Annotated in this window: 11 protein-coding genes; 10 read left to right on the forward strand and 1 reads right to left on the reverse strand. The window is 69.2% G+C overall.

The annotated features are described in order from the left end of the window. The first annotated feature begins 43 nt into the window (after positions 1-43). The 10 genes from IEX49_RS05965 to IEX49_RS06010 all read left to right on the forward strand — a co-directional run bounded on the left by IEX49_RS05965 (position 44) and on the right by IEX49_RS06010 (position 12004). A complete protein-coding gene (locus IEX49_RS05965; RefSeq protein ID WP_308421919.1) occupies positions 44-1636 on the forward strand; it encodes a carboxyl transferase domain-containing protein in 1593 nt (530 codons plus the stop codon). Positions 1637-1641: 5 nt separating this feature from the next. Further along, positions 1642-3717, forward strand: a complete 2076-nt coding sequence (locus IEX49_RS05970; protein ID WP_229672312.1) for an acetyl-CoA carboxylase biotin carboxylase subunit — start codon at positions 1642-1644, stop codon at positions 3715-3717. Continuing rightward, positions 3714-4250 (forward strand): MaoC family dehydratase, encoded by a 537-nt coding sequence (locus IEX49_RS05975; RefSeq protein WP_188805203.1) that lies wholly within the window; start codon positions 3714-3716, stop codon positions 4248-4250. Before IEX49_RS05970 ends, IEX49_RS05975 begins: the two co-directional genes overlap by 4 nt. Next, complete coding sequence (locus tag IEX49_RS05980) at positions 4247-5077, forward strand: HpcH/HpaI aldolase/citrate lyase family protein (RefSeq protein ID WP_188805205.1); 831 nt, start codon at positions 4247-4249, stop codon at positions 5075-5077. Before IEX49_RS05975 ends, IEX49_RS05980 begins: the two co-directional genes overlap by 4 nt. Positions 5078-5239: 162 nt before the next feature. Further along, positions 5240-6337: a helix-turn-helix transcriptional regulator gene (locus IEX49_RS17055; protein ID WP_188805207.1), complete on the forward strand. Its 1098-nt coding sequence runs from the start codon at positions 5240-5242 to the stop codon at positions 6335-6337. 50 nt (positions 6338-6387) lie between these two features. Then, complete coding sequence (locus IEX49_RS05990; protein ID WP_188805209.1) at positions 6388-7710, forward strand: cytochrome P450; 1323 nt, start codon at positions 6388-6390, stop codon at positions 7708-7710. Beyond that, positions 7707-8957, forward strand: a complete 1251-nt coding sequence (locus tag IEX49_RS05995; protein WP_188805210.1) for an NAD(P)/FAD-dependent oxidoreductase — start codon at positions 7707-7709, stop codon at positions 8955-8957. The genes IEX49_RS05990 and IEX49_RS05995 overlap by 4 nt, the downstream gene beginning before the upstream one ends. A 73-nt stretch (positions 8958-9030) precedes the next feature. Beyond that, entirely contained in the window at positions 9031-9351 is a 321-nt protein-coding gene (locus IEX49_RS06000) for a 2Fe-2S iron-sulfur cluster-binding protein (RefSeq protein WP_159548366.1), read from the forward strand. A gap of 44 nt (positions 9352-9395) precedes the next feature. Beyond that, positions 9396-10499, forward strand: coding sequence for an NAD(P)-dependent alcohol dehydrogenase (locus tag IEX49_RS06005; protein WP_188805212.1), 1104 nt, complete (start codon positions 9396-9398; stop codon positions 10497-10499). Positions 10500-10534: 35 nt separating this feature from the next. Then, positions 10535-12004 carry an aldehyde dehydrogenase gene (locus tag IEX49_RS06010; RefSeq protein ID WP_188805214.1) on the forward strand — a complete coding sequence of 490 codons (1470 nt, stop codon included), beginning with the start codon at positions 10535-10537 and terminating at the stop codon, positions 12002-12004. Positions 12005-12081: 77 nt separating this feature from the next. On the opposite strand, the gene IEX49_RS06015 is transcribed toward IEX49_RS06010, so the two are convergent. Next, the gene (locus IEX49_RS06015) at positions 12082-12846 is read right to left on the reverse strand and encodes a tyrosine-protein phosphatase (protein WP_188805216.1); all 765 of its coding nucleotides are present in this window, start codon (positions 12844-12846) and stop codon (positions 12082-12084) included.

Raw genomic sequence — 12846 nt, forward strand, 5'->3', positions numbered from 1 at the left:
TGATTTCAGTTACCGACTGATTACCCAAAGGACGGCGCCCCCGATGTCGACAACCTACCCAGAGCTGATCGCCGAGCTGCGCGAACGGCGCGCCATGGCGGCCCTCGGCGGGCCGGAGCGGTCCCGCCTCAAGCACACGGAACGCGGCAAGATGCTGGCCCGGGACCGCGTGGACGCCCTGCTGGACGAGGGCAGTCCCTTCCTCGAGGTGGCGCCTTTGGCCGGCTATGACCTCTACGACGGAGCCGCCCCCGCGGCGGGCGTGGTGGCCGGCATCGGCCTGGTGGAGGGCCGCCAGGTGATGATCGTGGCCAACGATGCCACGGTGAAGGGCGGTACCTACTACCCCATCACGGTGAAGAAGCACCTGCGCGCCCAGGAGATCGCCGCCGAGAACCGGTTGCCCTGTCTCTACCTGGTGGACTCCGGGGGTGCATTCCTGCCGATGCAGGACGAGGTCTTCCCCGACCGGGACCACTTCGGCCGCATCTTCTACAACCAGGCGCGGATGTCCCGAGACGGCATCCCCCAGATCGCCGCCGTCATGGGCTCCTCCACCGCAGGCGGCGCCTACGTGCCCGCCATGAGCGATGAGACCGTGATCGTGCGGAACCAGGGCACCATCTTCCTCGGCGGCCCGCCCCTCGTGAAGGCGGCCACCGGCGAGATCGTCACGGCGGAGGACCTGGGTGGTGGTGAGGTGCACTCGAAGGTCTCCGGAGTCACGGACCACCTCGCGGAGAACGACGAGCACGCCCTGCAGATCGTGCGGGACATCGTGGCCACCCTCCCGGACACCCCGGAGCTGCCCTACGTCCCGGCCGCCGTGGCGGAGCCCGAGCATTCCCCGGAAACGCTGGCGGACGTGGTCCCGGTGTCTTTGACCACCCCCTATGACGCCCGGGAGATCATCGCCCGCACCATCGACTCCGGCAGCTTCCACGAGTTCAAGGCCGAGTACGGCACCACCCTGGTGACCGGCTTCGCCCGGATCCACGGCCACCGGGTGGGGATCCTCGCCAACAACGGGGTGCTCTTCGCCGAGTCCGCTTTGAAAGGCGCCCACTTCATCGAGCTGTGTGAGCAGCGGGGCATCCCGCTGCTGTTCCTGCAGAACATCACCGGCTTCATGGTGGGCCGCGAGTACGAGTCCGGCGGCATCGCCAAGCACGGCGCCAAGATGGTCAACGCAGTCGCCACCGCCTCCGTGCCCAAGCTGACCGTCGTCGTCGGGGGCTCCTTCGGGGCCGGCACCTACTCGATGTGCGGCCGCGCGTACTCGCCCCGCTTCCTCTGGCTGTGGCCGAACGCCCGGGTCTCCGTGATGGGCGGACCGCAGGCCGCCTCCGTGCTGTCCACCGTGCGCCGGGACCAGATCGAGGCCGACGGCGGCACCTGGAGTGACGAGGACCAGGCCGCGTTCGAGGCGCCCACCCGGGAGCAGTACGAGCACCAGGGCAGCCCCTACTACTCCACGGCCCGGCTGTGGGACGACGGCATCATCGAGCCCGCCCAGACCCGCGACGTCCTCGGCCTGGCCCTGGACGTCGTGATGCGGCAGCCCTCGGACCGCACCGCCCATACCCCCGCCGGCCAGACGAGCCAGACGTCGTCATTCGGCGTCTTCAGGATGTGAGCCCCATGTCAGCAGCAGTGACCGAGACAGGCCCCCAGACCATGTTCAAGACCGTCCTCATCGCCAACCGCGGCGAGATCGCCTGCCGGGTGATCCGCACCCTGCGCTCGATGGGCATCCGCTCCGTGGCGGTGTATTCCGATGCCGACGCCGGCGCCCGCCACGTGCGGTTGGCGGACGCGGCCGTGCGGCTGGGCCCGGCCGCTGCGGCCCAGTCCTACCTGGACATCGACGCCGTCCTGGACGCCGCCCGCACGACCGGTGCCGAGGCCATCCACCCCGGCTATGGCTTCCTGGCCGAGAACGCCGCCTTCGCCCAGGCCTGCGCGGACGCTGGGATCGTGTTCATCGGCCCCGAGGCGGAGTCCATCCGGGTGATGGGTGACAAGATCACCGCCAAGAACGCCGTCGAGGCGCGCGGCGTGCCGACCGTCCCGGGCATCGCGAAGCCGGGGATGGACAACGACGCCCTCGCCGCGGCGGCCCCCGGGATCGGCTACCCGCTGCTCATCAAGCCCTCGGCAGGGGGCGGCGGCAAGGGCATGCACGTGGTGGAGTCCGAGGACCAGCTCGCCACCTCCCTCAAGGCCGCCCGGCGCGAGGCCGCCGCGAGCTTCGGGGACGACACCCTGTTCCTGGAGCGGTACGTCACGACCCCGCGGCACATCGAGGTCCAGGTCCTCGCCGACGCCCATGGCCATGTCATCCACCTCGGGGAGCGGGAGTGCTCGCTGCAGCGCCGCCACCAGAAGGTGATCGAGGAGGCGCCCTCGCCCCTGCTGGATGAGGCCACCCGCGCCCGGATCGGTGAGGCCGCCTGCGAGACCGCGCGGTCCGTGGGCTACCGGGGCGCCGGCACGGTGGAGTTCATCGTGCCTGCCGACTCCCCGGACGAGTTCTTCTTCATGGAGATGAACACCCGCCTGCAGGTCGAGCACCCGGTGACGGAGGAGATCACGGGCGTGGACCTCGTGGAGCAGCAGCTGCGGATCGCCGCCGGCAAGGTGCTGGAGCTGGACCAGGAGGACATCGTCCTGGACGGCCACTCGATCGAGACGCGCATCTACGCCGAGGATCCCTCCGCCGGCTTCCTGCCGACCGGCGGGCTCGTGGAGCACGTGCGCCACCCCGAGGGCGAGGGCGTCCGCGTGGACACGGCGCTGGAGGACGGACTGAGCGTCTCCATCGACTACGACCCGATGCTCGCCAAGGTCATCACCTGGGGCCGGGACCGCGAGGAGGCCCGGGCCCGCATGGTCGCGGCGCTGGAGAACACGGCGGTGGTCGGCTTCACGACCAACGTCGAGTTCCTGCGCGCGCTGCTGGAACTGCCGGCCGTCGTCGCCGGAGACCTGGACACCGGCCTGATCGCCCGCGAGTTCGACTCGATCGACTTCGCAGAGCCGGGGGAGCGGGAGTTCCGCGAGGCCGCCCTGCTGATGGACGCCGCCCGGGGCTCGTCTGCCGACCCGTGGCGGCGCCGTGACGGCTGGCGGCTGGGCGCGCCGGCAGCCCGGCGCTTCCCGCTCGTGGCGGCGGACGGCACCAGCCGGACGGTCCTGCTCTCCGGCACCGTGGACGCCCCCGCCGTGGTCGTCGAGGGTGACGCCGGGCCGGAGGCCAACACCGAGACCAACACCGAGCCCGACGCCGGCCGGGCCGGGTCCCTGCCCGCGCTCGTCAGGCGCCGGGGGCAGGACGTGACCGTCACGATCGGCGGCGTCGGGCGCAGCTTCACGGCCGTCGTCGGGCCCGAGGGGGTCCAGCTCACCCGGCTGGGAGCCCTCTTCGACATCCGCCGGGTCCACGCGGACCACAGCATCCAGGGAGAGGCCGAGTCCAACCCGTCCCTGGCCTCGCCGATGCCGGGCACCGTGCTGCTGACGCCGGTGGCGGACGGCGACGTGGTGGCCGAGGGCGATCCGGTGATCGTGGTCGAGGCCATGAAGATGGAGCACGTCATCCGGTCCACCGTGGCCGGCACCGTGGCGCTGCACGCGGCCGTGGGGGACGCCGTCTCCCGGGGGCAGGCGCTCGCGGTGATCACGCCGGTGGAGCACGAGAGTGAGGAAGAGGCATGAGTGAGAAGCGCATCGTCCAGCGGGGGCTGTACTTCGACGAGATGCAAGAGGGGGCCGTCTACGTCCACAGCCCCGGGCGTACGGTGACGGAGGCGGACAACGTCCTGTTCACCACCCAGACCATGAACACCCAGTCCCTGCACCTGGACGCCGCCTGGTCCGCCGGGACCGAGTTCGGTGAGCCGCTGGTCAACAGCATGTTCACCCTCTCCACGCTGGTGGGACTGTCCGTGGCGCAGCTGACGCAGGGGACCATCGTGGCCAACCTGGGATTCAGCGAGGTGGCGTTCCCCGCCCCGATGCGGCACGGGGACACCCTGTACGCCGAGACGCTGATCGCCGGCAAGCGACGCTCCAAGTCCCGCCCACATCAGGGGATCGTGGAGTTCCACCACACCGCCCGGAACCAGGACGGGGTGGTGGTGGCCACGGCGAAGCGGTCCACCCTGATGCAGGTATCACCGGAGGCGCTGGCAGCGGAAGGCGCCGGGGGAACGGCAGCCGAACGGCCGGCGTCGGGCGGTGCGGCATGACCGCCGCCGACCGGATTCCGGGCCCGTCCATCCTGTTCTGCCCCGCCGACCGGCCCGACCGGTACGCCAAAGCCGCCGCCGCGGCCGACGCCGTGATCCTCGACCTGGAGGATGCCGTGGCCCCCGCGGACAAGGCGGCGGCTCGGGGGCACGTGGCCGCCTCCATGCTCGACCCGGAGGCCACCATCGTGCGGGTCAACCCGGTGGACGGTGAGGCGGCGGAGGAGCACCGCCTGGACCTGGCCGCGCTCGACGGCGGCCGGTACCGGACGCTGATGGTTGCCAAGGTGAAGGACCCGGCGCAGCTGGACCACCTGCATCAGGCCGGCTACAGGGTCATCGCCCTGTGCGAGACCGCGGCCGGGGTGGAGCGGGCCTTCGAGATCGCCCGGCACCCGGCCGTCGTCGCGCTGATGTGGGGTGCCGAGGACCTGGTGGCCTCCATGGCGGGTAAGTCCAGCCGTTTCGCGGAGGGCTCGCGCGCCGGGCAGTATCGCGAGGTGGCCCGGTATGCGCGCTCTCGGGTGCTCGTTGCCGCGAACGCAGCGGGGAAGGTCGCGGTGGACACGGTGTTCATGGACATCGTCGACCTGGACGGACTGCGGGACGAGGCTGAGGACGCGGTGGCCTCGGGGTTTGCCGCCACGGCGTGCATCCACCCCTCCCAGGCGGAGGTGATCCGGCAGGCCTATGCCCCGAGCGCCGAGGAGCGCGAGTGGGCCGAGGCGGTGCTGGCCGAGGCGGAGGTGCAGCCGGGCGTCTTCCGGTTCCGGGGCCGCATGGTGGACGAGCCGATCCTGCGGCAGGCCCGGCGGATCGTGGGGTGACCGTCCCGGCTCGGCCGGTCTAGATCCTGATCGGGCCGGGCGGTCCTTGACGACCGTCGAGGTGACATCTATGGTCAGTCCATTCTGGTGTGCTCTCGATGTGGATGTGAGTGCATTGACGTGCGTCTCCTCGCCCGGAGACGGTGATGCCGGGAGGCGGTAGTGCCTGAATCTGCCCAGGAGCTCACTGAGCATGCCCATCGCATCCTGGAGCTGGTGGGTTGTCTCAGCCGTCATTCCTACCAGCGGGTCGATGTGGGGGACCGCCTGCCCGAACTGGATGCAGCGCTTGCTCGGGCGGAGGCAGTGGTGCGCGGCCTGGCCAACCGGGCCAAGAGGGCGTCGAGCCCGGCGCCGTCCAGTGGGGTGATGGATCTCTTCACTCTGCTGGCCGATATTGGCGACGTCAGGAATCGCCTGCTCATACACCAGCTGGCTGGTCGGCATGAGGTGATTCACCGGATGAACGCGGCGCTGGGCAGGCTGCGATCAGTGGAGACGGTGCAGGAGTTCATCGACCAGGTGCCCGTGGAGGTCGTGAACCTGGGGTATGTCCGTTCCCTCTATTCTTCGGCGGAGAGCATGCAGTGGATCGCCCGGTCTGCGCACTCGACTCAAGGCCCAGAGGAGAGCCTTCTTCTGCTGGAAGCGGGGCAGCAGGATCCTCTGCGAGATATCCACGACCTGTACGAGGCCGAGATGGTCCGGGAACGTCAGCCCATCTTGCGCCATGGAATCCGGAAGAGTCGACGGGTCCACCCGGAGATCATCAAGGTCACCGAATCTGATTCCTATGTGGCATCGCCCCTCATACTGGGCGGACAGGTCAGGGCCTTCGTCAGCGTGGACGTCAATGCGGAAAGCGGGACTGTCGATGCGTTCGACATGGAGCTGATGGGGCTGTTCACCACCGGCGCCGCTATCGCGTTGGACCGGCTCGGGGGCCCACGTCACCTCAGCTCGGTGGTCGGTGCTGAGTGGGCTAACGGGGCCGGATCCGGCCGAGGAGATGGCATGCCCTCGGATCTGACCCGGCGCGAGCTGGAGATTCTCGGGTTGGTGGCTGAGGGCCTGTCCAATGCGGCCATTGCCCAGCGGCTCGTCATCAGCGAGGGGACCGCCAAGACGCATGTGAAGAACATCCTGCGCAAGCTGGGCGCCTCGAACCGCACCCAGGCGGCCGCCTTCCTGCGGCGGGCTAACCCCGCCGCGGAGGCAGAGGGTCTTCCTGGGGAGAGATACCCCTTTCGGGAGATGTGAGCCGCATCACAGTAAACCTAGATTGGGGGCACCCAACCTAGGAGGAAACGATGAGCGTCACCCAGGATTCCCCGGACACGTTGGTCCCCGACCACATCGCACGCCAGGTCGTCACGCCGGAGGGCCACCGCGATGACGAGGCCCTCTTCGAGGCGTACCGGTGGTTGCGTGACAACGCCCCGCTCGCCAAGGTCCACGTCGAGGGCTATGACCCTCTCTGGCTGCTCACCAAACACGCGGACATCATGGAGGTCGAGCGGCAGCCGCAGATCTTCTCCAACGGCGGTCCGGAGATCGGCTCCCACAACCCCAATCTTGGCAGCCAGGCCGACGACGCCTTCCACCGGCAGCTCACCGGGGGCAGCCTGCGGGTGATCGACTCCCTCACCTACCTCGACCCGCCCGAGCACACCATGGTCCGGGACATCGCCACCGACTGGTTCCGTCCCGTCACCCTGAAGAAGTGGGAGGACGAGATCCGCGTCCTGGCCCGGGAGGCCATCGAAGCGCGGTTGCACCCCGGGACCAACGAGCTGGACTTCGTCAAGGAGTTCACGGTCTACTACCCCCTGCACGTCATCATGACCCTGTTCGGCGTCCCGGCGGAGGACGAGCCCCGCATGATGGCGCTGACCCAGGACTTCTTCGGCACCGCGGATCCGGACGCGCAGCGCGAGGACGTGGAGCCACTGTCTCCAGGGGCCGCGGCGGAGCAGTTCTCGGCGGCCATCCAGGACTTCTACGCCTACTTCGACCGGCTGATCGAGGACCGCCGGGCCGAGCCGCGGGACGACCTCGCGTCCATCATCGCGAACGCGCGCACGGAGGACGGCGAGTACTTCGCCCGTAGCTACGCCTACGGTTGGTTCATCGCCATCGCCACCGCAGGCCATGACACGACGTCGAGCACCCTGGCCACCTGCCTTGAGGCGCTCGCACAGAACCCCGACCAGCTGGCCGCCGTACAGGCCGATCCCTCCCGGATCCCGGACCTGGTCAACGAGTCGCTGCGCTGGGCCTCGCCCGTCAAGCAGTTCACCCGGATGGCACTGGAGCCCTACGAGCTGCGGGGCCAGAAGATCGAGGCCGGCGATCGCCTGGTCACCCTCTACCAGTCGGCGAACCGGGATGAGGATATCTTCGAGGACCCCTACGCGTTCCGCTACGACCGCAAGCCGAACAAGCACATCGCGTTCGGTTACGGCCCCCACATGTGCATCGGCCAGCACCTGGCCAAGATGGAGCTGCGGGTGATGCTTGAGGAGCTGCTGCCACGCATCACGTCCCTGCAGCTGACCGGGGAGCGCAAGGTCGTTCAGACCAACTTCGTGGGCGGGCTGAAGAACCGCCCGCTGGTCCTGGAGCTGTCATGAGTCCGCGCAAGGTCATCGTGGTGGGGGCCGGCCACGCCGGAGGCACCTTCGTGGCGCTGCTGCGCCGGGAGGGCTTCGACGGGGAGATCGCGATGGTGGGCACGGAGGTCCACGCCCCGTACCACCGGCCGCCGCTGTCCAAGTCCTTCGGCGGGCCCAAGGACGGTGGGGACCGAGGTGCACCTGCGAAGTGGCTCTATGACCCGGCCTTCTACCAGGAGCAGGGGATCGATCTTCACCTGAGCGAGACCGTCACCTCCGTGGACCGGGGCGGCCGCTCGGTCACCCTGAGCGGTGGAGCCGTCCTCGACTATGACGTGCTCGTGTTGGCCACCGGCGCCGAACCCCGCAGCCTCGGTCTCCCGGGTGAGGGACTGGAGGGTATCCACACCCTCCGGGACGTCGGCGACGCCGTGCGGCTGGACGAGGCCATCACCTCGGGTCGGCCGCTGGCGATCGTCGGCGGCGGCTATATCGGCCTGGAGGTCGCCGCGGCGGCCAGGGCGCACGGCGTGGACGTGACCGTGATCGAACGCGAGGACCGCCTCCTCGCCAGGGTCGCGAGCCCGGCGCTCTCAGGGTTGCTGTCCGAGCACCACCAGGTGAGCGGCACCGCGATCCTCACCGGAGCGCAGACCGTCGGCTATGTGTGCGACGCCGGCCGGGTCGGCGGGGTGCGCCTGGCTGATGACACGGTCATCCCCTGCGGCACCGTCCTCGTCGGAGCCGGGGCCGTGCCCCGGCAGGCCCTCGCGGAGCAAGCCGGGCTGGAGTGCGGCAACGGCATCATGGTCGACGCGCGGTGCCGCACCTCCGACGAGTCGATCCTGGCGATCGGTGACGTCACCAACCGACCGGTGGACGGCTTGGAGATGATGGACGGTCGCATGCGGGTGGAGAGCATCCCCAGCGCGGTCGACCAGGCCCGGCATGCCGTCGATGTCGTCCTGGGTCGGCCGGCCCAGGACCATGAGGTCCCGTGGTTCTGGTCCGACCAGTTCGACCTGAAGATCAAGATCGCCGGGATCGTCCACGGAGACTACGAGACGGTCCAGCGCGGGGATCCGGTGCGTGGTGGGTTCGCCCTCTACCACCTACGCGATGGTCGACTGGTCGCCGCGGAGGCCGTCAACGCACCGAAGGACTTCATGGTCGCCAAGCGCATGCTGTCCACCGGGTGCCCCGTCGAGGCCGCGGCGCTCCGGGACCCGGACGCCGACCTGAGGGGCCTGGTCGCCGCCGCCTGATCCGAATACCGGCGGTCGCCCGTCCTGCAGAAGTCAATCCTCGAGTCATCGAGATGCCCAGAAAGTGAATCCCATGCCCACCATCACCTATGTCCTCCCCGACGGAACCGAACAGCAGATGGACGTCCCCTGCGGGCAGTCCGTGATGGACGGTTCAGTGCGCAACAACCTCCCCGGCATCGTGGCCGAGTGCGGCGGCAGCTGCTCCTGCGCTACCTGCCACGTCTTCCTGGAGCACGCCCCGGACGGGGCATTCGACGAACCCATGACGGAGGAGACGGACCTCGTGGAGTTCCTCGAGGACGCCGCACCGAACTCCCGGCTCTCGTGCCAGCTCATCGTCTCCGAGAACGCGGACGGCGCCCGCGTGCGCGTGTCCACAGCCAACGGCTGACCTCTCCTGCCCCACCCCCCTCATCTCACCGTCAAGGAGCAACCATGCAAACCACCGCAGCCGTCCTCGAAGTTCAGGGCAGCGACTTCACCCTTCAGGAGATCACCATCTCGGATCCCGGGCCCGGTGAGGTCCTCTTCGAGGTGGCCGGGGTCGGCCTCTGCCATACCGACCTGGCTGTGCGGGAGGGGCACCTGCCGTTCCCCTTCCCGGGCGTCGTCGGGCACGAGGGCAGCGGCACCGTGGTCGCCGTGGGCGAGGGCGTCACCAAGGTCGCTGTCGGAGACAGGATCGCCGCGAGCTTCAATAGCTGCGGCCAGTGCTCGCAGTGTGCCGCCCACCAGCCCGCCTACTGCGTGGAGTTCATGGAGCGGAACTTCGGCGGTACCCGTTCGGACGGCACCAGCGCGCTGCGCGCCGGTGATCAGCAGGTCGGGTCGAACTTCTTCGGCCAGTCCTCCTTCGCCCGGCATGCGATCGCGCACGAGCGAAATGTGGTGCCGGTTCCCGAGTCCGTCCCCCTGGAGCTGGCCGGGCCGCTGGGCTGTGGTGTGCAGACCGGGGCCGGAGCCGTCCTCCGGTCCTTGGACTGCGAACCGGGGTCCTCCCTGTTGGTGACCGGCGGCGGGCCCGTCGGCCTCTCCGGTGTCCTCGGGGCGGTTTCGCGTGGGGTGAAGACCATCATCGTCTCCGAGCCGATGGCTTCCCGGCGGGAGTTGGCGCTCTCGCTCGGGGCGACCCACGCCGTCGACCCGCTGGCCCGGCCCCTGTCCGAGCAGGTCCGCGAGATCCTGCCGGAGGGAGTGCGCTATGTACTGGACACCACGGCCATCGTGCCAGTGGTCACCGAGATCATCGCGTCTATGGGGCAGCGAGGACATCTGGGCATGGTCGGGGTCCCCTCGGACCCCGCGGCCGCGCTGAACGTCAACCTGCTGGAGATGCAGGCTCGCGGACTGAGCTTCACCGGCATCGTCGAGGGCGACAGCGACCCGGACACCTTCATCCCCGAACTGATCGGCCTGTACGAACAGGGTCGGTTCCCGTTCGACCGAATGATCACCACCGTGCCGTTCGAGCAGATCAACGAGGCTGTTGCCGCCCAGGCCAGAGGTGAGGCCGTCAAGGTCGTCCTCGTCCACAGCTGAGTCACCCCCACTGAGCACCCACCAAGGAGAACACCATGACCACCGTCGACACCCGGCAGACTATCGACTACGACCGTCTCTTCCTGGGCGGTGAATGGACCGAGCCCACGACCGAAGACCGCATCCAGGTCCACTCCGCCACCACCCACGAGCTGGTGGGCAGCGTCCCGGAAGGCCGTGAGGGAGACATCGACGCCGCTGTCGCCGCCGCCCGCGCCGCCTTCGACGACCCGAGCGGCTGGGCGCACTTCACCCCGACGCAACGCGGAGAGGTGCTCGAGCGCTTCGCGAAGGCCCTGGAAGCCCGTGGCGCGGAGACCGCCCGGCGGGTGACCGTCCAGAACGGCATGCCCACCTGGCTGTCCCAGCAGTGGGAGCAGGGCTTTCCGCCCATGCTGGTGCGGTTCTTCGTCGACCTGGTGAAGCAGACGCAGGAAGAGATCCGCCCGGGCCTCCTGGGCAAGCAGACCATGGTCATCCGCAAGCCCATCGGCGTGGTGGGTCAGATCGTGCCGTGGAACGTCCCGCAGGCCATCACTTTCCTCGGCATGGCACCCGCCCTGGCGGCCGGTTGCACCGTCGTGCTCAAGCCCTCCCCGGAAACCGTCCTCGACGCCTTCATGCTCGCGGAGGCCGCCGAGGAAGCGGGGCTGCCGGCCGGCGTCGTGAACATCATCCCCGGTGGCCGTGAGGTGGGTGCCTACCTGGTGTCCCATCCCGGGGTGGACAAGGTGTCCTTCACCGGATCCACTGCTGCTGGCCGCAAGGTCGCGGCGGCGTGCGGTGAGCTGTTGCGCCCCGTCACCCTGGAACTGGGTGGCAAGTCCGCAGCCGTGATCCTGGACGATGCGGACCTGGACTCCCAGTTGGAGGACTTCTTCGGCAACACCATGATCAACAACGGGCAGGTCTGCTGGACGTCCACCCGCATCCTCGTGCCCTCGTCACGGTACGACGAGATCACCGGGACCCTGGCGGACCTCTACTCCGGGCTGGCGGTGGGGGACCCCCTGGATCCGGCCACGAAGGTCGGCCCCCTGGTCTCCGAGCGACAGCGTGAACGTGTGGAGGGCTACATTGCCGTCGGCAAGCAGGAGGCCCGTCTGCTGGTGGGCGGCGGCCGGCCGCACGGCATCGACCAGGGTTGGTTCGTGGAGCCCACGGTGTTCGCCGACGTCGATCCGAAAGCGAGGATCGCCCAAGAGGAGATCTTCGGCCCGGTGCTCTCGATCATCCGCTACGAGGACGAGCAGCAGGCCACCCAGATCGCCAACGACTCGGAGTACGGGCTGGGCGGATCCGTGTGGACTGCCGATTCGGACCGCGGAGAGGCGTTCGCCCGCACGGTCCGCAGCGGTACCTTCGGCGTCAACGGCTATGCCAACGATCCTGTCGCCCCGTTCGGCGGTGTAAAGTCCAGCGGCCTCGGCCGCGAGTTGGGTCCTGAGGGCCTGGCTGCGTTCCAGGAGATCAAGACGATCTACCTGGACCGTCCGAACGCCTGACGTGCCGGGCGGCCGGTGGCCGGTGCCTGATCACGGCGCCGCCCACCGGCTGCCAGTTTCGGAGGTGTCGAATCAGCTCAGCCGCCCGCGACCAGTCGCTCGTGGAGATGCCCGGCCAAGCTCTCGACCTGGGCTCTTGTGCCGTCGTCTTCCCCGGTGCCCGCAGCGGAGGACAGGAACGGGACGACTCCACCGGCGGCGTGAATCCCTCGCAGGAAGGCCACCATGCTGTCGGGATGCGCATGCAGGATCGGATGGTCGGGGTACTCGGTGCTGGGCATCGGCCGGCCGGTGGCCTCGGCGTGGCGCCGGTGGACCCCGTCCACGAAATCTGCGGTGCGCGCGTAGTCCTGGACCACCACGTCATCGTCGGCTCCGAGGAGCAGGAGGATGACGGCGGCCAGGACCCCGGTGCGGTCCTTGCCAGCGGTGCAGTAGAACAACACGCCGCCGTCGGAGGCGGCGATCTCCCGGATGCTGTCCAGCAGGACGGCCGAGCGGGCCCGAGCCAGTCGCAGGTACCAATCGCCCACTCCCTCGTAGTCCGTGATGGAGTCGAAGGTGGTGGCCAGGGTGGCCGGATCGGCCGACTTGCGGGTCATCGGTTGGTGCACGTGCCGGATTCCAATGCGCTCCAGGACGGCGGTGCCGGTCAACTGCACCTCGTCCGGGGCCCGCAGGTCGATGACGGTACGCAGCCCTTGGCCGCGGAGATCCTGCAGTTGCTCATCGGGGCTGACGGTGATGTTGTCACTGCGCCACAGCCGGTTTCCGGCAATGCGGCCGCCGCCCACCGGCAGCCCAGCGAGGCTTCGAAGGTTTGCCGCCGGAATCCCCACCAT

Origin of the sequence: Citricoccus zhacaiensis, from assembly GCF_014645315.1 — a bacterium.
GTDB classification, from domain to species: domain Bacteria; phylum Actinomycetota; class Actinomycetes; order Actinomycetales; family Micrococcaceae; genus Citricoccus; species Citricoccus zhacaiensis.

Coding starts and splice junctions, on each gene's coding strand:
- IEX49_RS05965 (WP_308421919.1), top strand. CDS start 44: ATGTCGACAACCTACCCAGAGCTGATCGCCGAGCTGCGCGAACGGCGC.
- IEX49_RS05970 (WP_229672312.1), top strand. CDS start 1,642: ATGTCAGCAGCAGTGACCGAGACAGGCCCCCAGACCATGTTCAAGACC.
- IEX49_RS05975 (WP_188805203.1), top strand. CDS start 3,714: ATGAGTGAGAAGCGCATCGTCCAGCGGGGGCTGTACTTCGACGAGATG.
- IEX49_RS05980 (WP_188805205.1), top strand. CDS start 4,247: ATGACCGCCGCCGACCGGATTCCGGGCCCGTCCATCCTGTTCTGCCCC.
- IEX49_RS05990 (WP_188805209.1), top strand. CDS start 6,388: ATGAGCGTCACCCAGGATTCCCCGGACACGTTGGTCCCCGACCACATC.
- IEX49_RS05995 (WP_188805210.1), top strand. CDS start 7,707: ATGAGTCCGCGCAAGGTCATCGTGGTGGGGGCCGGCCACGCCGGAGGC.
- IEX49_RS06000 (WP_159548366.1), top strand. CDS start 9,031: ATGCCCACCATCACCTATGTCCTCCCCGACGGAACCGAACAGCAGATG.
- IEX49_RS06005 (WP_188805212.1), top strand. CDS start 9,396: ATGCAAACCACCGCAGCCGTCCTCGAAGTTCAGGGCAGCGACTTCACC.
- IEX49_RS06010 (WP_188805214.1), top strand. CDS start 10,535: ATGACCACCGTCGACACCCGGCAGACTATCGACTACGACCGTCTCTTC.
- IEX49_RS06015 (WP_188805216.1), bottom strand. CDS start 12,846: ATGGTGGGGATTCCGGCGGCAAACCTTCGAAGCCTCGCTGGGCTGCCG.